This is a genomic window from Pseudomonas sp. BW7P1, assembly GCF_024981055.1.
Taxonomy (GTDB): domain Bacteria; phylum Pseudomonadota; class Gammaproteobacteria; order Pseudomonadales; family Pseudomonadaceae; genus Aquipseudomonas; species Aquipseudomonas bananamidigenes.
The window spans coordinates 1,849,981-1,876,478 of the sequence record NZ_CP103374.1 but is presented as its reverse complement, the minus strand read 5'-3'; the positions used below and the strand labels follow the sequence as shown (position 1 = coordinate 1,876,478).

Annotated in this window: 19 protein-coding genes; all 19 read right to left on the bottom strand. The window is 62.4% G+C overall.

Annotated elements, in window-relative coordinates; genetic code table 11:
- Window positions 1-207 precede the first annotated feature (207 nt).
- Window positions 208-1,260 (bottom strand): pseudaminic acid synthase, encoded by a 1,053-nt coding sequence (gene pseI / locus NWV16_RS08460; RefSeq protein WP_260522688.1) that lies wholly within the window; start codon window positions 1,258-1,260, stop codon window positions 208-210.
- A complete protein-coding gene (pseG, locus tag NWV16_RS08455; protein ID WP_260522687.1) occupies window positions 1,257-2,759 on the bottom strand; it encodes a UDP-2,4-diacetamido-2,4,6-trideoxy-beta-L-altropyranose hydrolase in 1,503 nt (500 codons plus the stop codon). The genes pseI and pseG overlap by 4 nt, the downstream gene beginning before the upstream one ends.
- Complete coding sequence (gene pseF, locus NWV16_RS08450) at window positions 2,756-3,451, bottom strand: pseudaminic acid cytidylyltransferase (protein WP_260522686.1); 696 nt, start codon at window positions 3,449-3,451, stop codon at window positions 2,756-2,758. Before pseF ends, pseG begins: the two co-directional genes overlap by 4 nt.
- Entirely contained in the window at window positions 3,448-4,068 is a 621-nt protein-coding gene (locus NWV16_RS08445; RefSeq protein WP_260522685.1) for a pseudaminic acid biosynthesis-associated methylase, read from the bottom strand. The genes pseF and NWV16_RS08445 overlap by 4 nt, the downstream gene beginning before the upstream one ends.
- Before the next feature lie 31 nt (window positions 4,069-4,099).
- On the bottom strand, window positions 4,100-5,257 hold the full coding sequence (pseC, locus tag NWV16_RS08440; protein WP_260522684.1) for a UDP-4-amino-4,6-dideoxy-N-acetyl-beta-L-altrosamine transaminase: 1,158 nt from the start codon (window positions 5,255-5,257) through the stop codon (window positions 4,100-4,102).
- On the bottom strand, window positions 5,254-6,255 hold the full coding sequence (gene pseB, locus NWV16_RS08435; RefSeq protein WP_260522683.1) for a UDP-N-acetylglucosamine 4,6-dehydratase (inverting): 1,002 nt from the start codon (window positions 6,253-6,255) through the stop codon (window positions 5,254-5,256). Before pseB ends, pseC begins: the two co-directional genes overlap by 4 nt.
- Window positions 6,256-6,284: 29 nt before the next feature.
- Window positions 6,285-9,200: a glycosyltransferase family 2 protein gene (locus tag NWV16_RS08430; protein ID WP_260522682.1), complete on the bottom strand. Its 2,916-nt coding sequence runs from the start codon at window positions 9,198-9,200 to the stop codon at window positions 6,285-6,287.
- Window positions 9,201-9,254: 54 nt separating this feature from the next.
- Window positions 9,255-9,992, bottom strand: coding sequence for a cephalosporin hydroxylase family protein (locus NWV16_RS08425; protein ID WP_007958324.1), 738 nt, complete (start codon window positions 9,990-9,992; stop codon window positions 9,255-9,257).
- A gap of 17 nt (window positions 9,993-10,009) precedes the next feature.
- A complete protein-coding gene (locus tag NWV16_RS08420) occupies window positions 10,010-11,083 on the bottom strand; it encodes a class I SAM-dependent methyltransferase (protein ID WP_260522681.1) in 1,074 nt (357 codons plus the stop codon).
- Complete coding sequence (locus tag NWV16_RS08415; RefSeq protein WP_260522680.1) at window positions 11,080-11,931, bottom strand: NAD(P)-dependent oxidoreductase; 852 nt, start codon at window positions 11,929-11,931, stop codon at window positions 11,080-11,082. The genes NWV16_RS08420 and NWV16_RS08415 overlap by 4 nt, the downstream gene beginning before the upstream one ends.
- Complete coding sequence (locus NWV16_RS08410; protein WP_260522679.1) at window positions 11,928-13,154, bottom strand: class I SAM-dependent methyltransferase; 1,227 nt, start codon at window positions 13,152-13,154, stop codon at window positions 11,928-11,930. The genes NWV16_RS08415 and NWV16_RS08410 overlap by 4 nt, the downstream gene beginning before the upstream one ends.
- Window positions 13,151-13,711, bottom strand: a complete 561-nt coding sequence (gene rfbC / locus NWV16_RS08405) for a dTDP-4-dehydrorhamnose 3,5-epimerase (RefSeq protein ID WP_260522678.1) — start codon at window positions 13,709-13,711, stop codon at window positions 13,151-13,153. Before rfbC ends, NWV16_RS08410 begins: the two co-directional genes overlap by 4 nt.
- Window positions 13,708-14,790 (bottom strand): CDP-glucose 4,6-dehydratase, encoded by a 1,083-nt coding sequence (rfbG, locus tag NWV16_RS08400; RefSeq protein ID WP_260522677.1) that lies wholly within the window; start codon window positions 14,788-14,790, stop codon window positions 13,708-13,710. The genes rfbC and rfbG overlap by 4 nt, the downstream gene beginning before the upstream one ends.
- Complete coding sequence (gene rfbF, locus NWV16_RS08395; protein WP_260522676.1) at window positions 14,772-15,545, bottom strand: glucose-1-phosphate cytidylyltransferase; 774 nt, start codon at window positions 15,543-15,545, stop codon at window positions 14,772-14,774. Before rfbF ends, rfbG begins: the two co-directional genes overlap by 19 nt.
- A gap of 217 nt (window positions 15,546-15,762) precedes the next feature.
- On the bottom strand, window positions 15,763-17,517 hold the full coding sequence (locus NWV16_RS08390) for a calcium-binding protein (protein WP_260522675.1): 1,755 nt from the start codon (window positions 17,515-17,517) through the stop codon (window positions 15,763-15,765).
- 323 nt (window positions 17,518-17,840) lie between these two features.
- The gene (locus tag NWV16_RS08385) at window positions 17,841-21,434 is read right to left on the bottom strand and encodes a glycosyltransferase (protein ID WP_260522674.1); all 3,594 of its coding nucleotides are present in this window, start codon (window positions 21,432-21,434) and stop codon (window positions 17,841-17,843) included.
- 116 nt (window positions 21,435-21,550) lie between these two features.
- Window positions 21,551-23,122 (bottom strand): flagellar hook-associated protein 3, encoded by a 1,572-nt coding sequence (locus tag NWV16_RS08380; RefSeq protein WP_260522673.1) that lies wholly within the window; start codon window positions 23,120-23,122, stop codon window positions 21,551-21,553.
- A gap of 13 nt (window positions 23,123-23,135) precedes the next feature.
- Entirely contained in the window at window positions 23,136-25,181 is a 2,046-nt protein-coding gene (flgK, locus tag NWV16_RS08375) for a flagellar hook-associated protein FlgK (protein ID WP_260522672.1), read from the bottom strand.
- 21 nt (window positions 25,182-25,202) lie between these two features.
- The gene (gene flgJ, locus NWV16_RS08370; RefSeq protein ID WP_260522671.1) at window positions 25,203-26,495 is read right to left on the bottom strand and encodes a flagellar assembly peptidoglycan hydrolase FlgJ; all 1,293 of its coding nucleotides are present in this window, start codon (window positions 26,493-26,495) and stop codon (window positions 25,203-25,205) included.
- Window positions 26,496-26,498 lie beyond the last annotated feature (3 nt).

Sequence of the window (26,498 nt, the reverse complement as noted above, 5' to 3'; positions counted from 1 at the left end):
AACAGCCCAATACCACCGCTCGCAAGGATTCGAGGGGCGCCGACAAACAGAAAACGGCCGCCACAACGGGCAGCCACGGGGAGCGCAAAGGGCTATCACTGGAACCGATAACGGGCCAGGCGCCATCTCCCCGATCAACACAATACAGTGAAGATGCGCGTTATGACTCGCAGGTCACGCTATTTGGCCAAATCGGTGCAGATCGGATTATTCGACCAGGGACCAGTCCAGCGGCGTACCACGCTTGATCGGTGACCGCGCGCGGCGGCCGAGGACAGCATCGGTATGCTTGGGCGGCAGACCGAGACCGGGACGAATGGCGCGCAGGTTGGCCGCCGTGAAGGGTTCACCGGCCGCCATATCGGCCGTGACGTACAGCGACCGACGGTAGACCAGAGATTTTTTCTCAGCCTCGGTCACCCCGTAATGCACCTGGCCCATGGCCTGCCAGGCACGCTCGGTTTCGACCACCAGACTGGCCAGTTCCGCCGGTTCCAGCGAGAAACTGGCGTCCACCCCGCCCGCCGCGCGGTCGAGGGTAAAGTGTTTTTCCACCACCGTCGCACCCAGTGCCACGGCCGCTACCGACACGCCGACACCCATCGAATGATCCGACAGACCGACCTGACAACCGAACAATTCACGCAAATGCGGGATAGTGCGCACATTGCTGTTGAGCGGCGTCGCCGGGTAGGTGCTGGTGCATTTGAGCAACACCAGATCCTTGCACCCGGCCTCACGGGCAGCGCGCACGGTTTCGTCGAGTTCCGCGATGCTGGCCATGCCGGTGGAAATGATCAGCGGTTTGCCAGTGGCCGCGACGCGACGAATCAGTGGCAGATCAGTGTTTTCGAAACTGGCGATCTTGTAGGCCGGTACATCGAGGCTTTCAAGAAAGTCCACGGCGCTGTCATCGAACGGCGTCGAAAACGCGAGCATGCCCAATTCCTTGGCCCGGGCGAAGATCGGCGCGTGCCATTCCCAGGGCGTGTGGGCCTTTTCATAAAGGTCGTAGAGCGAAGTACCCGCCCACAGACTGGTCGGATCCTTGATGAAGAACTCGCCTTGCGCCAGATCCAGGGTCATGGTGTCGGCGGTGTAGGTTTGCAGCTTCAAGGCGTGGGCACCGGACCTGGCCGCCGCTTCGACAATCTGCAGGGCGACGTCCAGCGACTGGTTATGGTTGCCGCTCATTTCGGCAATGATGAACGGCGGTGCATCGGCACCGACAAGGCGGTCGCCAATCCTGAAACTGTTCATGAGCGGGGTTCCTTCAATTCCCTGGTGAACGCGCAGGCATTTTGGGTGAAGCCTGCGTCACGAAATACATTGAGCGAGGCCTGATTGGCCGGCAAGACCTGCGCGGTGATCGCGGTCATCTGCGGCCAGTGTGCAGTGACGAACGCCTCGCCTCGCGCCAGCAGCGCCCTGCCCCAGCCGAGACCGAAACGCCCCTCCAGCAGATACAGCGAAACTTCAGCGTCGAAGCCGCGCAGATCGTAGCGCAACACCCCGACCGGACCGTCATCGGCCTCGGCAATCAACAGCAAGCGTTGAGGATTGCGCAAACTCGCGTCGAGCCAGTTCAGATGCTGCGACCACCCGATCACGCCGCTCTCCAGTGACCAGCGACGCACCGCCTCGGCATTGCGCCCGTCGAACAGCAACTGCGCATCGTCCGGCGTCGCCTTGCGCAGCCTGAGTACGGCGCCGGCCAATGCCGCCGCTACCCGCAACGCACCGCGTCCGTCGACCAACTGGCGCGAGCGCTCGGCCAGGCTTTGGCGCAGGTAAAAATTGCCCACGACAAAGCCGATGGCATCACGCAGTTGCGCGACGCTGACCTGCTCGCGGGCGCCCATGAATACATGGGCACCGGCCGCTGCCATGACTTCGCCGTTGTTCTGCTGGTTGTTCGACACGGCGATGCAAATCGTCGGCAGACCCAGCGCTGCCCGCTCCCAACTGGTGCCACCGCCAGCGCCGATGAACAGGTCAGCCTCGGTCATGCGCCGATGAAAATCGCTGACGAAACGGTGCAGGGTCCAGTTCGGCCGATTCTCGGCCAGTGCCTGCATCTCGGCCCATGCCGGGTTGTCGGCACCGGCGACGAAGTCCACTTCCAGCCCGGAAAAATCCGCCAGTGCCAGCATCGCGTGGTGGGTCTGCCGGGCGGCATCGAAACCACCGAAGTTCACCAGTACCCGCCGCGCCACGGATTTGATCTCGATGGCCGGGCCACTGAACTCTTCGCGCAGCATGGCGAATCGCGGCCCAAGCAAGGTCCGGCAACCGGCCGGCAGCAGCGGTTGATAGTTTTCGCTGAGCCCGGAGAGATTCTGATTGAGCAGCAGATCCACGCTGTAGCGCCGAGTCGCGAGATCATCCACGGCAGCGATGCGCGAACCGAAACGGCGCGCAGCGGTTTGCCAGTGGTGATCGAGGCCGTAATGGTCGGCGATGATCCAGTCGAATGCGGCCTGTCCGTCCAGCTGCGTCGCCAGTGCATCGATATCCGCCTGCCACGGCAGCATCGACTCGATGGCCTGCTGTGGATCTTCGTCGATATAGCGATCAGGCAGCGCAAAGGTCTCGAAGCCCTCGGCCTGCAACGCATCGAGCCGATGCCCCGGCAAACGACGACAGGCGAACGCGACATGACTGCCCTGCGTGCGCAGCACTCGCGCCAGCGTCAGACAGCGGGCGATATGGCCACTGCCGATGGTCGGCGAGGCGTCGGCGCGAATCAGCACTCTCATTGCAGCTCTCCACCAGCCTTGAGTGCCGCGTAAAGGTATTCGGCGCGTTTCCAGTCTTCGACGGTATCAATGTCCTGCACCAGATACCGGGGCAGGATCACCGGCAGACTGGCCGGCGAATACAGCACCTCTCCACCCAGCCAGGCCTCACTGCGGCCCCAATAGAACTGGCCGGCATCCTGAAAGGCAGCCGGCAGATCCTGCGAACGGGTATTGCGAAACTCGGGGTACAGCGCCGTCAGCGCGCCCTGCCCGTCAAGGGTCAGGGCGCGCTGTACCGGAAAGCCGAAATCGGTGACCGAAAAAGCAAAGGACTTGTCCGGATGCTGCGCCAGCAACTCAAAGCCCTGACGCAGAAACCGCGTCTGCAACAACGGCGCGGTGGCGTACACACAGCAGGCGTAATCGAAGGCCGGCAGTTGCTGCAAGGCATGCACGATCACTGCCGCCGTGCCGGTGAAATCATCGGCCAGCTCCGCCGGACGCATGAACGGCACGTGAGCACCGTGAGCCTGCGCCAGCGCGGCGATCTCTTCGTCATCAGTACTGACCACCACCTGTGCGAACAACCCCGAATCCAGCGCCGTGCGAATCGAACGGACAATCATCGGCACACCGTCGAACGGCTTGAGATTCTTGCGCGGGATGCGTTTGCTGCCCCCGCGGGCCGGGATGATTGCGACGTTGTTCAAGGACGTTTTTCCAGCAGAAACCAGGTGATGTCGTCCACCGGAAACTGCGGATCGCGGTGATAACCGAAACCGTAGTCCAGCAGTTGCAGATCCGGATAGCGATCGAGCATTTCCCCGGCGAAATCACGCTTGAACAGCTTGCCGCTGTTGCCGCGATAGGACACTTCCACCGGTGACGGATTGTAATACTCGGCGATCAGGATGTAGCGCCGGCTCAGCTCGTACAACTGCGCATAGGCGGTCGGCAACAGCTCCGGCGCCAGATGGATCAGCACGCCTTTGCTCAAGGTCAGGTCGAAGGTTCGTTCGCGGGGGAAATCGAACAACGAGCCGTGCCAGATTGTTGCGATATCCAGCGCACGCGCCTGAGCGCAGGCGCTGGCGTTGATCTCGACACCAGACAGTTCGCAGTGCGGCAACAGCTGTCGCAACGCCTGCAAGTTGTTGCCGGCGTTGGTGCCCAGTTCCAGCAGGCTGTCGATCCGCCCGGCCCGTGTCAGGGCCTTGGCGAACAACGCCAGATTGGCCGCCACCAACGGTTGTCCGATGTTGCGTTCGACGTACTGGTTGCCGAATTCGCCCTGCCAGAAGTGTTCCTGTTCGCTCAGATCACGCATTGCCGTTTTCCATCCACCGCGACAGCGGCACTCATTCAGTCAACCGACGCAGTTGCTCGACCACGTAATCCTGCTGCTGATCACTCAGCAGCGGAAACAGCGGCAGGCTGATCGCTTCGGCGTAATAACGCTCGGCCTCGGGGAAGTCACCCTCGGCGAAACCCAGGTCACGATAGTAAGGCTGCAGATGCACCGGAATGTAATGCAGATTCACACCGACCCCGGCCGAGCGCAAACCTTCGAACACTTGACGGTGACTCAGGCTGATGCGTTCGGTCTGCAAGCGCACCACATAAAGATGCCAGGCCGATTCTGCGTCCGGCTGGAGGCTCGGCAGGGTGAGCGGCAAGCACGCCAGGAGGCGGTCATAACGTGCGACCAACTCGCGGCGACGGGCGATGAATTCGTCCAGTTTGCTCAACTGTGACAGACCCAGCGCGGCCTGCAGATCGGTGATCCGGTAATTGAAGCCCAGCTCGACCTGCTGGTAATACCACGGTCCGTGACTGGGCTCGGTCATCTGCTGCGGATCGCGGGTCATGCCGTGGCTGCGCAGGCGTTGCAGATGCTCGGCCAACTCCGGGCGATTGGTCAGCACCATGCCGCCCTCGCCGCTGGTGACGATCTTCACCGGGTGGAAACTGAACACCGTCATCGCCGCAAATTCGCCACAGCCCACAGGACGCCCGGCATAACTGGCGCCGACCGCGTGGGAGGCATCTTCGATCACGGTGAAGTTGTAGCGCTCGGCCAGTTCGGCAATGCGCCGCATGTCGCAGCTCTGCCCGGAGAACGCCACGGCCACCAGCACTTTGGGCAGCGTGCCGTCGCGTTCGGCAGCATCGAGCTTGCTAGCCAGAACCTCGGCATCAAGGTTCCAGGTCAGCGGATCAATGTCGACGAAGTCAACGTCGGCGCCGCAGTAACGGCCACAGTTGGCCGACGCTAAAAAGGTGTTCGGCGTGGTCCACAAACGGTCGCCCGGACCGAGCCCAGCCGCCAGGCAGGCAATGTGCAACGCAGCGGTGGCGTTGCACACTGCGACTGCGAAATCCGCCTGGCAACGCTCGGCCATCGCCTGTTCGAAGCGCTCGATGGTCGGCCCCTGAGTCAACCAGTCGGACTGCAAGACCTCGACGACCGCGTCGATATCCGCCTGATCGACGCTTTGCCGACCATACGGAATCATATCGACAGCTTCGCGTGCAGGTCGGCGATCTGCCCGACCGAGAGGAAATGCGGATTGGTGTCGGAGCGATACTCAAAGTGCTCGCCCACCGGCCGCCCCTGCTCGCCGAGTCTGTCGACGGCAAAATCGACATCGACGCTGGTGAAACGGATCGAAGGCTGAATCGTGTAGTGATCATCGAACTCCAGAGTCATCCGCGCATCGTCCAGCGGCACCATCAGTTCGTGCAGCTTTTCCCCCGGACGGATGCCGACGTTCTTGTGCGGCAGATGCCCGGCCATGCCCCGGGCCAGATCGACAATGCGGATCGACGGGATCTTCGGCACGAACACTTCACCGCCGTGCATCCGCGCAAAACTGTCGAGGACGAATTGCACGCCGTGATCGAGGGTGATCCAGAAACGGGTCATGCGCTCGTCGGTGATCGGCAGTTCTTTCGCGCCATCGGCGATCAGCTGGCTGAAGAACGGCACCACCGAACCACGCGAGCCGGCCACGTTGCCGTAGCGCACCACGGCAAACCGCGTCTGTTGCTCACCGGCAATGTTGTTGGCCGCGACGAACAATTTGTCCGACAGCAACTTGGTGGCGCCGTACAGGTTGATCGGGCTCGCGGCCTTGTCGGTGGACAGCGCGACGACTTTCTTCACGCCGTTGTCGATGGCGGCGGCGATGATGTTCTCCGCGCCATTGACGTTGGTGCGGATGCACTCGGTGGGGTTGTACTCCGCCGCCGGCACCTGCTTGAGCGCCGCCGCATGCACCACGTAATCGATGCCGCGCATGGCCTGGCGCAGACGCTCGGCGTCGCGCACATCCCCGAGGAAGTAACGCATGCACGGCGCGTTGAACGTCTGCTGCATTTCGTACTGTTTGAGCTCATCCCGGGAGAACACCACCACGCGTTTGGGCTGGTATTGCTCGAGCAGGCGCGCAATGAATTTGCGCCCGAACGAGCCTGTGCCACCGGAGATGAAAATCGATTTGCCGTTGAACATGTCTTGAGTCCCGTTCCCTGCGCGAAGGCTTAGGCAAGCAGTTGCGCCCAGTCCAGCGAAGCGCTTTCGTTGAGGGTGTAGCCTTTGCCGGTCAGGCTCAGGTTCGCGTTGTAGGCCTGGTCCCCGGCGAAGGCTGCGGCCCATTTTTCCCGCAGCGCCTCAAGCGCCTCCGGGGCCTGCGGCAGTTGGCCCGGATGCAGCACCTGAACCGACGGCGTCCACACAGTGAGGTAGCCGGCCTGCCCCGCTTTCAGGCACAGGTCGACGTCGCTGAAACCGTCCGCGAAGGTGGTGTCGTCCAGACCGTCCAGGCCTTCGAACAGCGCCTTGCGCACCATCAGGCAAACGCCCGACACCGCCGAATAGCCGTGCTCCACCGACAGGCGGTACAGGTATCCGTCAGCATCATGTTTTTCGCCGATGAAGGCCGAACCGACCCCGCCGTTCAGGCCCAGGATCAGGCCGGCCTGGCTGACCTTGCCGTCGCGGTCGACCAGTTTCGCCCCGACCACGCCGACTTCCGGACGCAGCGCGTGGTTGAGCATCGAATCGAGCCAGTTCGGGTTGACCACTTCCGCGTCAGCAGCGAGCAGTACCAGATATTCGCCCTGGGCCTGACGGCTGGCGGCATTGATCAGCGCCGGTTCGTTCAACGGCTGATCGGCGCGCAGCACCTGAACCTTCGGGTGCTGATAGGCGCCCAGCCAGTCATTGACTTCGGCCGACTGCTGCGCCGTCGCGGCCACCAGGATCTCATAGTGGTGATAGCGGGTGCGCAGCAGCACGCCTTCCAGGCAGCGCTGCAAGGCAGGCAGGTCGTTGCCCGCCGGCACGATCACCGACACCAGCGGGCGCTCGCTGTGGTGGTAGTCGATCTGGTAGATCCCCGGCGTCGAGGACGTGACCTTGGCCTTGTAGCCGCGGGTGCCCAGGTGACGCAGCAGGGCCAGGCGCTCATGAGGGTTTTCCTCCAGCTGTGGCGCGCGGGCGATCAGCAGCGGCTCGTCGAGGTGCGCCAGGCTGTTGAGCCCGTCTTTTTCGAGGATGCGCAGCAGCACGTCGAATTCCAGCGCCTTGCTGAAGTCCGCCCGGTAGCCGCCGACCGCGACCAGCGACTCTCGGCGGATCAGCCAGTGACGCGCCATCATGCCCGGCAGGCTCAGCAGCAAGTCCAGGTTGAAGCCCGGACGGAACACATCCACCAGCGCGCCTTTGTCTTGGCGTTGAATCTCGTCGGTGGATACCGCGCTGCAACCGTCGGCGGCCATCAGTTCGAGGCTGGCGCGCAGCAGACCGGCAGCGGTGAACTCGTCGCCCGCTTCGGCCAGCAGCACCCAGTCGCATGGCGACTGGCGGGCGCTCTGGTTGAGCTTCTCGACCAGATTGCCCGGCGTGACGCGGACAAAGTGCAGGGTGTTCTGCGCCGTAGTGGCGACCGGTGGCTCACCGGTGGTGAACACGACGATCCGGAATGCCTTGCACTGACCTTCGAGCAGGCTGTCGAGGGTGACTTGCACCTTGTCGATGTCGTTGTCCAGGTCCAGCAGGAAAACGCCGAACTGCGGGCCGCCGCCGTTGACCGCCAGATGTTCGGCAATCGCTCCGAGCTGTGCAGCCTCCGGCTGGCGCGAACCCAGCCATTTGAGCAGTTTGCCGGACTGCATCTTCTCGAACGTCGGACGGTGATCTTCCAGGGTCAAGGCCTCCAGGCGCGCCAGCCAGTCGCGCGTCTTCTGCGCCTCTTCGTCTTCGCCCGCCTGCTCCAGTTGCGCCAGCAGGCGCTTGAGCACTTCGCGGTTGAAGGCGTTGAGGTCGTGGGCCTGCCACAGACGGTCAAGCACGCTCTCGGCGGTGTCGTTGTTGCGCGCCTGCAGCAAGTGAGCCTGACGGGTCCACACACCTTCCAGGCCGTTCAGCTGAACGCGGCCGGCCGGCATGGCGTGGAGCATGAATTCGATCTGCTCCAGGCGATCGAAGAAGGCCTGGTTGTAGAACGGCATTTCCACGTACTGCAGCGGTCCGAACCGACGGTCCGGACGCTTGAGCGCCTGGTGCCACGTGGACTGGATAATCAGCTCGGCGGTCAGTGCACGGCCCGATTGCAGGCTGTCGACCATCGCTTCGAAACTCTGCAGGGCGAAGGCCTTGCCTTGCTCCGCATCCAGTCCCTGAATGCCGGTGGGCAACGACGCCAGGAACTCGGCGAACGCCTCGCGCTCGGCCACCGACCTTGCGTCCATGTAGGTCAGCGAGTGGTACACCTCGGTGCTGTGCTCGGAGTTGCCGTAGTTGATTTCGCGCACCACGTAAGGGATCGGCAGGATCCGCGCCTTGGCGCAGGCCAGCATGTAGTACACATGGCCGATCTCCTGCCACTGGAAACTGGTGCCCGCCGGCATCGCCGCATGCCAGGACTTCATCAGGTCGGTACGGGTCACCGCGTAGAACGGCGGGATGTACTGGCTCATGTAATCGATGACGCGATCCTGGGCCCGCTCGGACGCATAGTCCTCGCAGACTTTCTTGTCGCGGCGGTAGTAGCTCACGTCACCGGCCAGGGTCAGGTACATCAGGCAGTAGCCGTGGCACATGCCGTAGTCGGGATGGTCTTGCAGGAAACCCACGGACTCGGCCAGCGAATCGTGCAGGATGAAGTCGTCGTCCGCCGCCAGCACGGTGTACGGCGTGGTCACGCGCTCCACGCCATAGGCCAGCTTGGCCTGCATGCCCCAATAGGCGAACTGCGGCACGTGGTGATAGTCGACGGCGGAAAAGTCGCCTTCAGGCAGTTCCGGACTCGAATCCAGCACCATGATCCTGCAAGGCAAGGCGCTGTAATACTTCACCGCCCGGCGCAGGAACGCCGGACGATTATGGGTAAACAGCACCACGGTCAACAGCTCATTGAGCACCGGCGCCTGTTCCGAACCGTACTTGCCTTGCATAACCTCTCCCCACTACCGGCGAATCGCCAAATCTACGCTTTGATGATGTTTCGATTAACGCACGCGACGCAGGTAACCGTCCGGCGCCACGGTGATCAGCAGCTTGTTCTGCAACTGAACGTCGATTTCGAAATCCTTGTTCTCTTCCAGGTATTTCCAGACGGCGGTCTTCGGGTTGTCGCCCGGGCCCCATGGACGATCCGGGAAGAAATCGGCCGGCATGTCTTCAACCACGGTGTCCATTACCACGCAGTAGCTGTCGACCGAAACCAGTGGCGCATAGAGGCGCAGCTCTTCGAGCACGTGGTCGTGGGTGTGGTTGGAATCGAGCACCAGAATGACTTTCTTGCCTTCAGCGGCAGCACGCACCTGAGCGGCGATGGCCGGGTCGATGCTCGAGCCCTCGATCATCTTGATGCGTTTGCTCATCGGGTGGCTTTCAATGGCTTCGCGGTTATGCGGGCGAATGTCGAGGTCGATGCCCAGCACTTCGCCGTGGCCTTGCAGCTCCAGCAGCGAGGCGTAGTAGATGATCGAGCCGCCGTGGGCGATGCCGCACTCGATGACCAGGTCCGGCTTCACCTGCCAGATGATTTCCTGCATCGCCATCATGTCTTGCGGCAACTGGATGATCGGACGGCCCATCCACGAGAAGTGGTAGCTGTACTTGTGTTTGGCGGACTCATTGAAGAAGTCACGGGCCAGGCCGGTAAGTTTCTGATCGTCACCCTGCTGGGCGATCTGCTCGCGGCACTCGGCTTCGAAGGCTTTGTTGATGCTGTTGTCGGTCATTTTCAAAATCTCAAGGTTCACTGGAACGAAGCGCTGTCGACGGCGTGATAGACGTAACGTCCACCGGTCATCCGCTTGATCTCTTCGAGGTAATTGGAATTCATCACAAACAGGTTGGCGCCCTCGGGCAAGGCATCCATCGCCTCCTGCGGCGAGGACACCCGGGCGCCGCTCAGGGGCAGGTAGCGCCCCTGTTTGGCCGGGTTGATATCGACCACGCGATCCACCGCCACGCCCGCCCTTTGCAGGAACAGCGAATAGATCACGCCTTTGGAGGACGCCCCCCAGATCGCCGAACCCTGTCCGGGTGCGGCCTGAATGATCTGCACCGCGCGGTCGAGGCTGGCGGTGAAATCGTCCGGCAATGCCAGGCGTGGCACCGGTTGTTCCGGGTTCAGGCGCAATGTGGCAAGGTCGGCGACGATGTACAGGTATTGGCCGCCGAACAGGTGGCCGGCCTCGTGCACGGTGCCGAACATCCGGCGCAGGTCGTCGAGGCGGAAATAATTGACGTGCTCGTAGAACAGGTCGAACCAGGCGCGGTGTTCGAGGATCCAGTCGAAGCACGGCACTTCGATGTAGATCTGCCCGCCGCCCTGATTGGCTTCGGCGATCACCGCCAGAAAGCCCAGTGGATCCTGAATGTGCTCCAGTACATGGCGCAGCACAATGGCGTCCGCTTCCAGGCCCAGGCCACGGGTGAACGGGGCCTTGATCACGTCGGCGTTGTCGCCTTCGTAAGCCGGGTCGATGCCGGTGATGCGGTAGCCCAGGCCCTTGAGCAGCTCAAGGAAGTAGCCCTTGCCGCAGCCGACCTCGATCAGTTCCTGACCCTTGAAGTGCTTGGCGATGATGCCTTCAACGTCGTGCAGGTGCTTCTGGAACTGGCCGGAATGGGCCTGCTCGTTCTGGTAGTCGGCGTCGTAGCTGAGTTTGTCGGCGTCGAACGCGGCGTTGAAGATCAGACCGCTGCGCTCATCCTGCACCAGCAACATGTCGGCACGAGCCGACGCCTTCGCCGATTCGGGATCGGCAAAGGTGCGGTTCTGCAGCACCGGCAGGTCGGTGACCCGATACAACTCGTGCCTCATTGCGGCTCTCCCAATAACTGTTGCAGACGCTCGGTCACCGCCCAGAACGCCAGCGGTTCGTGGGTCGGATACGGATAATGACCAAGGTTCAGGCCGATGGACGCGCCGCGCTCGCGCACACGCTGTTCGACCAGCGCACGCACTGAAACCGGTTGGCCGCTGGCGCAGTTGAGCGTGCCGTCGAAATCGCGCTTGTGAAGGATCGCGGCGAGATGCGCGGCGGCGTTTTCAATCGCCAGAAAATCCCGTAACTGTTCACCGGCCGACATGTTGAACGTCGGCTCACCCGCATCGATCGCCCGGTCCAGCGCCGCCAGCAGGCTGTTGGGGTTCTGTCCGGTGCCATGCAGATAGAACAACCGCACCCATTGCAGGGTGAACGGATGTTCCTGCTGCAGATTTTGCAGAAACAGGTGCAGGGTGTGCTTGGCCAGCCCGTAGGGATTGGCTGGCCGTGCATCGTTCCATTCGCTCAGCGGGCCGCTCTGCATGCCGTATTCGAAGCAGGTGCCGGTCACCAGTACCTGCTTCACGCCCGCCTCGACCGCGCCCTTGATAAAGCGGTAATCGGCCATCAGGTTGTGCTCGAAATGAAACAGTGCCCGATAGTTCGGCAGCCCCGGCCATGCCAGGTGTACGAGTGCGTCGACCCCCTCGGTCAGCGCATCAATGTCCAGGTCGGCGGCGTGAATATCCGCGCTGACGAACTCGACGTCATTGATCCACGCCATGCTGGCGGCGGTCTGCTCACTGCGCGCCACCGCCCGCACCGTGCAGCCATGCCCCAGCAACGCCGCGACCAGATGACGACCGACGAAGCCCGTGGCTCCGGTGACCAGGACCTTCACAGCACGCTCAACTCAGGCACGGCGATCACGAAGCGGCCGTCCCACTGGCGTACCTGAGCCAGTTGCTGGCTGACTTCGTGCAGCAGGTTCCATGGCAGCACCAGCACGTAATCCGGTTTTTCGATATCGATCTGCGCTGGCGCCACGATCGGGATGCGACTGCCCGGCAAATACTTGCCCTGCTTGTGCGGGTTGGCATCGGCGACCCAGGCCAGCAGATCCGGTTTGACCCCGGCGTAATTGAGCAAGGTGTTGCCTTTGGCGGCAGCGCCATAACCGACTACGCGCTTGCCATCGGCCTTGGCTTGCAACAGAAAACGCAGCAGATCATGTTTGATGCGTTCGGCGGCCGGTGCCAGCGTGGCGTAGTACTCGGGAGTTTTCACACCCGCGTCGAGTTCGGCCTGCAACTGCTGTTGCACCGCGGGTTGCACAGCGCGGCGTTCGCCGTCCCTGCGCTGCACGAACACCCGCAGCGATCCGCCGTGGGTGGTCAACTGGCTGACGTCGAAGACCTCCAGACCGTTGCGCTCGCACAACGTCTGCACGGCAGTCAGGGACAGGTAGGAATAGTGTTCGTGGTACAGCGTGTCGAACTGCGCGCCCGCCATCAGCGTCAGCAGTTGCGGGAATTCGAAGGTGGCGACGCCGGTCGGTTTGAGCAGCGTGGCGAAACCACCGAGGAAGTCATTGATGTCCGGCACATGGGCCAGCACGTTGTTGGCGGCCATCAGGTCGGCGGACCAGCCTTCGCTTTTCAGCTGTGCGGCGGTGTCGCGGCCGAAGAACAGCTCACGAATCTCCAGGCCTTTTTCCCGTGCCGCCTGCGCGGTGCTGCGGGTCGGCTCGACGCCCAGGCACGGGATGCCGCGAGCGGCGACGTATTGCAGCAGGTAGCCGTCGTTGGCCGCGACTTCCACCACCCGGCTGTCGGCGGTCAGGCCGAAGCGCTCGGTCATCTCGGCCACATAACGCTCGGCGTGGGCCAGCCAGGTGCTGGAGAACGAGCTGAAGTAGGCGTATTCCGCGTCGAACAGGCTGTCGGCAGAGGTGTAATCCTCGGTCTGCACCAGCCAGCATTGCTGGCACACGGCGACCTTCAGCGGCACCCACTGTTCGGCCTGCTCCAGCCGATCGGCATGCACGTAGGCGTTGGACGGTGGCGAGGTGCCGAGGTCGATCAGCGGCAGGCTCAGCGGTGCGGCGCACCCACGGCAATTCATAGACGCACTCCAGCAAAGTGATGATCGAGCGCGGGATGGCTGGAATCACGCGCTGACAAATTATTGACAGGCAACGGCCAGGCGATCGCCAGCCGAGGATCGTTCACCGACAGGCCGCCCTCGTGCTCAGGCGCGTAATCGGCGCTGTGCAGATAAAGCAGTTCGGCATCGTCGGTGAGGGTCTGGAAACCGTGAGCGAAACCGGCCGGGATCAACAGGCTGCGACCGTCACCGGCCTTCAGGTGCTCGGCGTGCCAGTGCAGGAAGGTTTCGGAATCCGGGCGCAGGTCCACCGCCACGTCCCACACTTCACCGCGCAGGCAGGTGATCAGCTTGGCTTCCGGCGCGTTGGCGTTCTGGTAATGCAGACCGCGCACGCTGCCCTTCTCGCGGGTGCAGGAGTGGTTGATCTGGCGGATGTGAAATTCACTGCCAAACGCCTTCAGGCTGCCCTCGCAGAACAGCCGGGCGAAGTGCCCGCGCTGATCTTCGAAACGCTTGTGCCGCACATTGAACAGCCCCGCCAGCGGCAAGGCTTGCAAGGAAAATTCACTCACAGCGCGCCCCGGTACAGGTTCAGTTGACCGAGGGTCACGGTGCGCATGTCATCGCCGTTCTGCCACGCCAGGTGCCAGTCGAGGGTCTGGGTCAGGCATTGCTGCAACGTCCAGCGCGGTTGCCAGCCCAGCACCTGACGGGCGCGGCTGCTGTCCAGGCGCAGCAGGCCGGCTTCGTGTAGTTCGCTCGGTTCGATGCGCAGACCCCGGGCCTGTGGCCAGCGATTGGCAAGCAGTTCGACCACTTCGCCGACGCTGCACATGTCCGCTTCGCCCGGGCCGAAGTTCCACGCCCCGGCGTATTCCGGGCCATCTTCATAGAGGCCGGCGGCCAGTTGCAAATAGCCGGCCAGCGGCTCCAGCGCGTGCTGCCAAGGGCGAACGGCTTGCGGGTAGCGCAGGGTCACCGGCTCGTCTGCGGACCAGGCTTTAAGTACATCGGGAATCAGCCGTTCAGGGGCGAAATCGCCGCCGCCCAGCACGTTGCCGGCGCGAGCGGTGGCCAGCGCCAGGCCGTGTTCGGCGTACTTGTCCGCCGGGAAAAAGGATGCCGCATAAGACTGAGCCAGCAACTCGCAGCACGCCTTGCTGCTGCTGTAAGGGTCGTGACCACCGAGGGCTTCGTCTTCGCGGTACGGCCACAGCCATTCTTTGTTGGCGTAGACCTTGTCGGTGGTCACCAGCACGCAGGCCCGCACGCAACCGACCTGACGGATCGCTTCGAGCAGGTTCAGTGTGCCCATGACGTTGCTGGAGTAGGTGCCGAGCGGATCGCGATAGCCTTCGCGCACCAGCGGCTGGGCCGCCAGGTGCAGGACGATCTCCGGCTCGGTGTCGGCGATGATTTCCAGCAAGGCGCCCAGGTCTCGCAGGTCGCCACGCTGATCGTTGATGCCTTCGTGTACTCGCGCGAGTTCGAACAGGCTCGGCTCGGTCGAAGGATCCAGGGAAAAACCGCTGACTTGCGCGCCGAGGCTTTGCAGCCACAGGGTCAGCCAGCTGCCCTTGAAACCGGTGTGTCCGGTGACCAGAACCCGCTTGCCGCGCCAGAATTCAGGACTCAGGCCCATTGCTTCCATGGGGCCTCCCCGCTCTGCCACAGCGCTTCGAGATGGTTCTTGTCACGCAGAGTGTCCATCGGATGCCAGAAGCCTTCGTGCTGGAACGCCTGCAACTGTTGCTCGGCGGCCAGGTTTGCCAAGGGCTCGGCTTCCCAGGAAGTCTGATCGTCCGCGATGTAAGGCAGCACCTTGGGCGAAAGGACGAAGAAACCACCGTTGATCCAGCCACCATCGCCCCGTGGTTTTTCGGTGAAGCCCAATACGCTGTCGCCGTCGCGCTCCAGTGCGCCATAGCGTCCGGGCGGTTGCACAGCGGTGACGGTGGCGAGTCTGCCGTGGCCGCGGTGGAAATCCACCAGAGCGCCGATGTCGAGGTCGGACACGCCGTCACCATAGGTGAAGCAGAATGCCTCTTCACCTTCCAGATAGCGCGCCGCACGGCGCAGGCGCCCCCCGGTCATGGTGTCTTCACCGGTGTCGACCAGCGTCACGCGCCATGGCTCGCTGTAGTTCTGGTGCACGTCCATGCGGTTGTTGCGCATGTCGAAGGTGACGTCGGAGGTGTGCAGGAAGTAGTTGGCGAAAAAGTCCTTGATCGCGTAGCCCTTGTAGCCGAGGCAGATCACGAAGTCGTGGATTCCGTGGGCGGAATACTGCTTCATGATGTGCCAGAGAATTGGCTTGCCGCCGATCTCGATCATCGGCTTGGGCTTGAGGTGCGACTCCTCGCTGATGCGAGTACCGAGCCCGCCCGCCAAAATTACTGCCTTCATCGTCTCCCCTCTTCTGCGTCACAGGGCTCGGCCTCGCTGTTGCGGGCCTTTGCGGCTGAACCTTTGCCAGTCCGGGCGCAGGTGAATCACCGCGAGCGCTCGTTTTATGGCGATTTGAGGGGGACTTGCAGGAAACGCGCCAGCTCTGCCGCCCCCGCGACGAGGGCGAAATCCGGGCGCATCCCTTTCACTGCGTTACGTCAATGACGCGAACGGATCAGCCAAACATCGCAAACCCGTCGACCGTCGCCGGCAGGTCATAAACCTGGCCGTCGGCAGTCTGCAGATGCTCGAGGGTGTTGTAGGTCGGTACGTACCAGTCCACCAGCTTCACGCCGTTGGCCGGCACGCCATCACCGGTGTCGTTGACGCTGTGCAGGTAGGCGTCGTTGCCGATGCGGGTGACGCTCAACTGGCTGACGTTGGCGATTGTGTTCAGGATCAGGGTGTCGTTGAGGCTGCTGCCGAAATCCTGGATCGTCACCAGGCCTGGGGCATTCACCACGTAAGTGTCATCGCCTTCGCCGCCATCCAGGAAATCATTCTGCACGCTCCCGCCAACCGTGCCGGAAATCAGGCCGCCACACAGGATGTCCGCCCCGTAGCCGCCGTGAATGACATCGTCACCGGCATTGCCTTCCAGGATGTTGTCCTCTGCGTCACCTTGCAGAACATCATCGAACCGGCTGCCGCGCAGACCTTCGATGAAGTAGTAGGTGTCGCCTTCCGCCGTGCCGTTCTGCCCGATCTTCCAGAACCCGATGTTCACCCCGACGTCGCTGTCGTCGTAACTCACGGTATCGGTGCCGTCGCCGCCGAAGAACTGGTCATCGCCCGCACCGCCGTAAAGCACGTCATTGCCGCTGCCGCCGGTGATCACGTTGGCGAGGTCGTTGCCGTAACCGGTGAAGTCCGCCGTGCCGGTATAGGTCAGTTTTTCAATGAACGGATCCAGATGCATCGTGGCCAGGCTGGTGTACACGTGATCGTTGCCCCCCATGAATCCGTCTTCCTCGATCACGGTCACACCGGCACTGTTGATCGTGTAAACATCGTCACCGCCGCCTCCGGCCAGGGTCACAGAGCCGGCGTTGACGGTGAAGTGATCAGCACTGGATGAGCCAATCACCTTTTCGATGTTCAAGAGCCTGGAATTGCCGCCGATCTCGACATCGACGTCCACGAGCGCGTTTCGGTAGCTCACCGTGTCATAGCCGTCGCTGCCGTCGATCATCAAGGCGTAGTCGGCAGCATCGGTGATGTAAAACACATCATCGAATTTCGAACCTTCGATGGCTTCGATACCGGTGTAGGAGTCGCCATAGGCGATGGTCAATCCGTCGAAGTTGGTGAAATCCCTGAATCGCACGCCTTCGAGGCTGTCGCTGTAGCTGACGGTGTCGAAGCCTTCACCGCCGACAAAATGATCCCCGCCGGCACCGCCCCACAACCAGTCGTTGCCGGCGCCGCCGACGATCTCGTTGTCGCCATCATTGCCGTAGCCCTTGAAATCCCCGGTGCCGGTGAACGTCAGCTTCTCGATGAAGGAATCCATTTTCATGGTGTTGAGGCTGGTACGCAGCTCGTCATAGCCGCCATGGTTCTCCTCGAGGACAGTCACGCCTTCGCTGCTGACGATGTACACATCGTCGCCCGCGCTTCCGTCCACCGTCACACCGCCGACCGAAACATTGAACGTATCGTTGCCGAAGGTGCCGACGACCTTCTCGATACCGATCAAGGTATCGTGCTTGCCCTCGCCCGAGACCGCTGCCGGACCGCTGCCGATCTCGACACTGACAGGCGTGGACAGCAGGCGATAGTCCGCCGTATCGACACCCTCCCCGCCATCCAGCACATCCGATCCCGCGCTGCCGAACAGCACGTCATCCGACTCCATTCCATGGAGCTCGTCATTGCTCTCGGTGCCATACAGGACATCCGCTTCACTCGTTCCATTCACTACAGCCATTTGCTTCTTCCTTGCGTGGTTGTTGGATCTGCAACCCTGCCGACTCGAAGGCTGTCACTCAACGTCAACATGCCGGTCGATCGGACGAATACCGGGGTATCGACAGAGAACCGCCAAAACTGAGGGGGCCCAAAAAACTTCGAGGCCATTGCAGACAATCAATGGAACCCACAGGAAAGAAAGTTATCGACGGACAATCCCGACAGCGCGAGCCTGCGAACGGAAAAGGCATCCGGGTGGATGCATTCGACATTTTCTGAACTCCAAAAAAACAGGCGACCTCCTGGGTCGCCTGTTTCTTCATGGCCTTCAGCGCGAATCTCTCAATCCGCCAACCAGCCGTTCTCCCAATACCGCAGGTTCTCGTCGCGCAGCACGTAATCCCGCAGCACGACCTCGCGCAGCTGGTCGCCCATACGGTAGCTGGCGTCCGGGTCGGCCAGGTGCATGCGGATGGCTTGCAGCCATTCGTCGGTGGTGTTGGTCTTGACCCGGGTGCACGGCAGGTAACCGCGGTAGGCCTCGGTGTCGGTGCAGATCACCGGGTAGCCGCAGGCGCCGTACTCCAGCAGACGCAGATTGCTCTTGCAGTCGTTGAAGATATGGAACTCCAGCGGTGCCAGGGCCAGGTCCAGATTGAGGCTGGCCAGTTTCGCCGGGTACACGTCCAGCCCGATCACGCCGTGGAACTCGTGCATGTAAGGCAGCAGGTCGTCCGGGCACATGCCGAAGAATACCCAGTCGACCTCGTTGGCCAGTTCGCGCACCACGTCGGCGATCACCGCCAGGTCGCCGTGGTGGCTGGTGCCGCCGCCCCAGCCGACCCGCGGTTTCTTCGAAGTTCGACGCTGGCTGCGCAGGTCGGTCCACAGGTGCCGGGACAGCATGTTGGGCACGACGCGGATGTCGTGATGCATGTCCGACAGGACGTTGGCCAAAGGCGCGGTGGACACGACCACGCGGTCGCAATAGCCGATGGCACGGCGCACCAGTTGCTCCATTTCATCGCGCTTGGGCATGTTGCGGGTGTGCGCATTGCGCTGAGGCACGTCGATGACGTTGTCATCGAGCTCGAAGATCCTCCGCGCATTCGAGAACTGCTTCAGCGGCGGGATCTCATCGATGGCGTGCTTCGAGTAACGCCCTTGCAGCACGATCACATCCGGGGACTGGCGCTCGATCTCGATGATCGACGGCAAGCCGTAGCAGATACGCCCTTCGGCCCGATTCGCCGCTTCCAGCTCGATCATCGGCTGGCTGATGCGGTAGTGGCCGATGGCGGACGCGTTGATCGGCACGGCCAGCACATTGGGCAGCAGTTTCCTGGAAAACGGCGTCCAGCCGGTGCGCAGGCCCGGCTCCAGACTGAAACTGGTCGCACCGATGCCCTGCAGCGCCAGGTTGACGTTGAAGGCCGGGTCACGCGCGATGAGCGGCAACCAGCGCTGATAAAACGTTTCCTGCTCCTGCACCTGCAACTGTTGCTCTTGCTCCGTCGCCTCCACAGCGGGACGCGCACCCAGCGCCAGCCTGGCATAAGGGTTCCAGACCACCAGATAGCCGTCCTGTCCGACCCGCAGGCACAGGTCCACGACGTTGAGCGTCTGGGTCAGATCCTGCTCGTCCAGCCCTCCCACCGCCTGAAAGACCTCCTTGCGGATCATCAGGCAATCACCACCGACGGCACTCAAGTCATGGGCCGTCTGGAGGCGATACATGTAGCCGTCCGCCTGCATCGGCTGACCGTAGAACGGCAGCCCGACCGCCCCCTGCATGCCCAGCACCAGGCCGGCGTGCAGTACACAACCGTCCGGGTTGTAGATCTTGGCGCCGACCACGCCGACTTCCGGGCGCTGGGCGTGATTGAGCAGCTCGTCCAGCCAGTCGGCCTGGGTGATCACCGCAAAGGCGTTGAGCATCAGCACATATTCGCCGCGTGCCTGACCCACCGCGAAGTTGTGAGTGGCAGCCGGGTTGCCCTGCTGCGGGTAACGCAACACGCGCAGCCGGTCACCGCCCAGCTGCGCCATGCCGTCCAGCCATGTCAATGCCTCGGGGCTTTCGCTGCCGTTGTCGACCAACAACAGTTCGTACTCGCTGTAGGCGGTTTTCTCCAGCAACGTCTCGACACAGCGCTGCAAGGCCGCCGTCTGATCCTTGGTGACGATGATCACCGACACCAGCGGGCGGCGGGGATGGCGATAGTCGATGCGGTTGATCAGATCGATGCTGCCGCGGCGCAGTTCATGGGCAACACCCAGGCGTTGCAGGTGCGCTTCAAGCACGCGCGGACTCTGCTCGACGACGCCCGGTTCGGTCAGCCATCCGGCCAGGTCGAAGACCGATTCCAGCAAGACTTCGGCGACATGGCCGACCACGTGCGTGCCGCCGCTTTCGACCATGCGCCACAGCACATCGTGAGGCGCCAGTTCAGCGAACTCCGGCGCAAAGCCGCCCAGGGCCAGGAAGCGCTCGCGCTGGAACGCCAGCGCACGTCCGACATAAGGGAAACTGCGCATGAGGTCGAGGTTGAAGTCCGGCTTGAACGCCGGCTCCGCCGACTCGCCGTTGCGCAAGCTGCCTTCGTCGCCGTACAGACAGGTCAGCGACGGGTTGTGCACGATCCGCTCGGCCATGAGCAACAGTGCCGGAGCCACCGGGCGGTCGCCTGCCTGCAGCAGATAGAACCAGTCGGCCCCTTCCAGTTGCGGCAGCAGCGCATTGATCTGTTCCAGACCGTCACCTTGCAACGGCATGCGGAAGACCTGACCGTCCAGCTCCGGTTCGGAGCAGTCGGCGGACAGCACCAGGATCAGCTCCGGCGGGTAATCCTGGGCGGCCAATGCCTCCAGCGTGCGCTCGACGCCGTCACGGCTGCCTTCTGCATCGATGACGACCGGCACGATCCGCGGCTTGTGCGACCAACTGGCGAAGGTCTCGGGCAGCACTCGACGCTGCGCCTCGCTGAGCACGCGGCAGCCCAGCCATTGCGCATAGAGTTCGGCAAAGCTCCAGCTGTCGACGCCGACGCACCATTCCTCACGGCTCTGCTTGGTGCCCAGGGTACGACTCAGGGGCAGCTCTTCCCAGGTCCGCGGCGTCTCGTCGGCCTTGGCCAGCGGCACATAACGCACCCAACCCGGCGCCGGCGCCGATTCGCCACTGCGGGCCTTGAGCATCTGCGTCATCCACTCGCGCTCGACCTCCAGCGCATCCTTCATCGGCTGGCTGGCGCTCAGGCGCTCGGGGTACAGCCGCTCGGCGCTGAGCACGTTGTTGGAGATCGCCACGTTGCCGCGCCGCATCAGACAGATGTAAAGGGCGAAATCCAGGGACGCGGTGAAGCAGTGGCCGTCCTGGGTCAATGCCGGCAACAGCTCTTCGAGATCAGCGCGCCGGAACAGCGCGTTGCTGAAGCCGCCCAGGACGTTCACCGGAAACCTTTCGAAGATCGCCAGCAGATCGTCGCCCTTGAACAGGCCGCTGGCCGGTGACAAGGAAGTGTTTTCCAGGCGCGCCGGCAGGATGATGTCCTGCGCATCCCAGAGCAGCCGCTGGGCCAGCACCAGGCTCACTTCGTCGCGCACCAGCTCATGGGCCTGCTGCTCGATGCAGGAGGCGTAGAGGTGGTCGTCGTCGCACAGGAACTTGACGAACTCGCCCTGCGCCTCGGCCAGGCAGGCCTTGAGGTTGCCGATCATGCCCAGCGTGCGTGGGTTACGCACGTAGCGCACCTCGACACCCGAACGCTCGACGACCGCCGCCACAATACCTTCGATATCGCCGCCTCGGCTGTCATCGCAGACGATGATCTCCAGCGCGCGGTAAGTCTGGCTGACGGCACTGTTCAAAGTCCGTTCGAAAAAGCGCGGATTGAAAGCGGGAATGACGAGACTGACAAGGGGAAGTGAATTCACGGCGGACTCGCAAGCGGCGGGAACCCGCCCGGAACTGCGAGCCCTTCGAAACCGCAAAAGAAAACAATAAGTACAGAATGATCAGGGCAACCGGGCGCTTGCGCGCCCGGTCGATATCAGATCTTGTTGAACAGGCCCAGCTGGCTGATCTTGCTGAATGCCAGTTGCGAGGCCTGCAACATGGTCTGCTGCAGGGTCAGGCGGGTCATGACATCCGCCGGATCCGAATCACGGATCGAACCCTGAGTCGTGGTATTCGCCTGGATCAGGCTCTGGTTGGTGGTGGTCTGGTCATCCAGCGACTGCCCGCGAGCACCGATCGACGTCACGGCAGACCCGATCTGATTCGCAGCACTGTCAATGTTGCCCAGCGCCGACTCCATCGCACCCTGGAATTTCTGTTTGGCCACCGGATCACCGTCGATCGGTGCATTCAGCGCCGTGACCATCTGGCCCAGGGTGTCGAGCACGTTCTGGGTCTGGTGATTGTTGGACTGGATCGAGAACTGATCGCCCGCGCCCGGCGTACCGCCGAGGGTGAACGTCACACCGGCGGCGGTAGCGTTGTTGCCGACCAGGGTGCCCGATGAAACCGGCTTGCTGTCAGCGGTGACCGGCGCTGCGTACAGGTCGAATGCCGTGGCGCTGGTGAACTTCAGGATCGCACCGCCGCCGGACGGGAATGCCGCGTCGTACGCAGCCTGGTTGGTTACGCCGGAGCCCGTGATGACCGCCGTCGACGGGTTGCCCGCGCTGCGTGAGGTGGTGAACGAGTCAGGCGTGGCCGACAGCTGGAAGCTGTGGCCGGCGATGACGGCATCCGGGTTGGTATCGCCGGCCTTGAGGTTGATGTTCAACTTCAGATCGACGCCACGGAAGCTGACGGTCTGGTTCGCACCGTTGCTGTTGCTGATCAGGCCGTTCTGGCTCGCCTCGGTTGTCACGTCGTTGCCCAGGGCATCGGTGATTTTCAGCTGGGTGCTGCTGATGAAATCCACGGTGTACGGTTGGCCGGCCGCGAACTTGGCGTTATAGGTGGCGCTGGAACCGACGATGCCGTTGGTCAATACCACCCGACCATCGTCGACGGCCGGAGCGGTCATGGTGGTCTGGGTCCGGTTGGTGTTGATGGTCTGCTGGAAGGCATCCCAACCGGTGGTATTGGTGGCGACCGACATGCCATCGCCGATGTTCAGATTGATCTGCGTCTGGTCACCGTTATAGGTGTAGGTGCCATCGGCATTTTGCGAGTATGGCGCGGTATCGGTCTTGGAACCGGAGAACAGGTAATTGCCGTTGGCATCCTTGGAGTTCATCAGGCCCAGCACCTGTTGCTGGATCTGGCTCAACTCTGCCGCATAAGCCTTGCGGTCTGCGTCGGTGGCAATGCCGTTGTTGGCGGCCAGACCGATTTCCTTGGCGCGCTGCAAAGCAGTGGTGATGGAGTTCAGGGTGGATTCCTGAACGGTCAGCGCGCTCTTGGTGGTGTCGATGTTGCCTTTGTACTGATCGAGCATTGCGGCCTGCTGGCCGAGCTTCAGCAAGCGACCGGCGCCGATCGGATCGTCGGCGGCGGTGTTGATGCGCTGCAGGCTGCTGGCTTCGTTGGCGGTCGCGACCGTCTTGCTGTAGTTGCGCTGATATTGAGCAGCTTGTGTCGCGTAATACTGAGCGGTGGAAATGCGCATGGATTACGACTCCTTAAAGACTGTTGATCAGCGTTGCGAAGGTTTCCTGCGCAGCCTTGATGATTTGTGAAGAGGCGGTGTAGTACTGCTGATACTTGACCAGGTTGCCGGTTTCTTCATCGAGGTTGACCTGGGACAGCGAGTTGCGCGCACCCTGGGCCTGATCGAGGATCACCGAAGTGGCTTCGTTGTCGGACTTGCTCTGGGCCGCCTTGGTACCGACGTTGGTCACCAGCTTGTTATAGGCATCGGTCAGGCTGATGCCCTTGCTGCCAGTGCCGGTGTCGACGGTCTGTTTGGTCTGCAGGCCGACCAGCGCCTGGGCGTTGCGGTTGTCCGAAGAGGCTGCGCCGGTCAGGTTGATCGTGAAGGTTTCGCCCGCTTTCGGGGTAGCGCCCACGGTGGTCTGCACGGTGAAGGTCTTCTGCACGTTCGGCGTGACCGAGGTGTCCATCACCGGAGCACCGGTGGAGTCGACCATGCCGATCTTGAGGTTCAGGGTATTGGCCTGCCCCGGCACGATGGTGCCGCTACCGATGGTGTTGCCCTTGGCATCGACCATGTTGTACGACTGGCTGCCGCTGGTGACCGCCCCCATGACCAGTTTGACCGGCGTCGAATACTTGAGCGCGTTCTGCAACTCGGCCTGGGAAGCCGGGTTGGTGATGTCGATGGTGTCGACCAGTGTCGGCTGGGTGTAGGTGCCGGAATTGTTGGTACTGGCCACGCCGGTCAGGGGTGCTGCCGCCGCGATCTTCTTCGGATCGGTCAGCACGGTCTGAATGTTGGTGGCCGCGTCACGGGTCGGGGTGACCTTGAAGGTATCGCCGGCGCTCATCGCGCCACCATTGAGGGCCAGGGTGAAACCGTCGATCACTGGCGCAGGCGTGGTCGTGGTGCTGAACGAACCCAGATCGGTGCCGTCGGAGCGCTTGACCGTATAGTCGGTGGCGCTGGTGAAGGTGACCTGATAATCGCTGGTGGTCAGCTTGCCGGTGTCCTTGATGGTGACATTCAGGTTGCCCGAACCCGCGCTGTTGCCGGCCGAGGCAATGCTGCGCTGGCTGATCAGCGCGGCACTGTTGATGTCGTTGAAAATCGGTGCACCGAAGTCACCGTTCTTGTCGATGCCCTGGGCCTGCTGGCGATTCATCTGATCGGCAATGACCAGCGCTACGCGACCCAGTTCGTTGAGCGACGGGTTCAGCACTTCATTGCGATAGGTCAGCAGACCGCCCATTTCACCGCCACTGATCACCGACGTGATGTCGATGGTGCTAGAGCCGCGATCCATCTGGATGCCCATGCGCGACGGGTCGTCCTTGCTCGGCACCGTGCTCAGGGTGTTGGTGGTATTGCCGACGACCAGCGGCTGGCCGCTGCCCACGTAGACGTCGAAACTGGTGCCACGCTCGACCACTTGCGCACCGACCAGCTCGGACAGCTGGCGCACGGCTTCGTTACGGCTGTCGAGCAGATCGTTCGGCTGGCCGCCGCTGGTGGAAACTTCACCGATCTTCTGGTTGAGATTGGCAATCGAGGTGGCCAGTTTGTTGACCTGAGCGGCCATGTCGCCGAGGTTGCCGTTGATCGTGGTGTTCTGATCGTTCAGCTGTTTGGCCAGCGCGTTGAAGCGGCTGGTCAGGGCCTGCGCACCGGTCAGTACCGACTGACGGGATGTGTCGTCGGTCGCCGACGTCGCGACACCTTGCATCGAGGTGAAGAACTTCTGCAGTACGCCGGTCAGGCCGGTGTTGGTGTCGGACAGCGAGGCGTCCAGCGCAGTCGCCTGCCCACCGTACGCAGCCGCTTCGCTGTTGAGCGACGTAGCGGTATGCAGCTGGGTTTCCAGGTAGGAGTTGTATACCCGGCGCACGTCGGCCAGGGTAGTGCCCGTACCGATGAATACGTTGCCGTACTGGATCGAGGATTTGGTGCCCTGCACGGTTTGCTGGCGCGAATAACCGGCGGTGTCGACGTTGGCAATGTTGTTACCTGTCACAGCCAGAGAGGATGAACTGGCAGCCAACCCCGACATCCCGATATTGAGCAAACTCATGATTCAAACCTTACCTTGTGTTTATAAGGGCGTCGTCGAAACGCCGGCCGCAGCGTAGTTCTGATTGACGGTCATCTGCCTGGCAATCTGCGAAATCTTCGTCGCGTAGTGCGGGTCGGTCGCATAACCGGCCTTTTGCAATTCGCGTACAAACTGTTCTGGGTTATCGGCCGACTTCAACACTTCTTGATAGCGATTGTTGCTCTGCAGCAACGTCACCAGATCATGGAAGCTGTCCTTGTATGAGGCATAGGAACGGAACTCCGCCGTTTCCTTGACCATCTGCCCGTTACGGAATTCGCTGGTGATCGCCCGAGCCGAATCGCCCTTCCAGTTGCCACTGGCCTTGATCCCGAACAGGTTATGACTGCTGGTGCCGTCCTGAGCGCGCATGACCGATTTGCCCCAGCCGGTTTCCAGCGCGGCCTGAGCCACCAGATAGCGCGGATCGACGCCGATGCGCGCCGCCGCCTCCTTGGCCATCGGCAGCATGGTGTTGACGAATTCGTCGGCGTTGCTGAACGCACGCTTGGCCGGCGCCAGCGGAATCTGCGCCATGGCGCGGCCGTAGATCTGCATCTGTCCGCCGGAAGCCTTGTCCGCCTCGGCGCGGGCCAGCCAGTCGCCGTTGTACAGCGGGCCGGAACCGGTGACAGCTGCCACCGTATTGCGCTGCGGCAGTTGCGTCGTCGCAGCGTTCGTGGCCGAAGGCACCAGGCCGGCGAGCAAACGGTCTGCCAGCTTCGGCGGCAGAGCCAGGCGACGCTGGTTGATCATTTCCATGTCATTGCGGTGGGCCAGCTGGGTGTTCGGCGCATGCACCGAACGCGACGCCCACAACGGACGTTCCCCATTGAGGCGCGACAGCGGGCCGCTGGTGGCCACGGTGCCAGCAGCAATCGGCGTTTCCACCGAAGCAGCCCTGGCCAGCGCTTCCTGCTGTTTGGCAGCGGACGCGGCGGCGGCCTCGCCCGGCGCCATCGGCTTGTTCTTCGACATCTGTTTCATCAGCACGTCGGCCAGGCCGATACCACCGCCCTCACGGGACAGGGATACCGCCAGTTGCTGGTCGTACATTTCCTGATACTGCTTGGCCGCCGGCGTGTTCATAGGGTTGTCCTGCCCCAGCGCCTCGGTGGCCGAACGCATCGACTTGAGCATCTCGCCCAGGAACAGCGATTCGAATTCCTGCGCGACCTTGCGCATGTTGGCGTCGCTGTTCTTGTCGCCGACCTTGAGCTGGTTCAGGCGATTGAGGTCCGAGTAGGAACCCGAATCACTGCTGCTGACCAGACCGCTCTTGCGCATATCCATGGG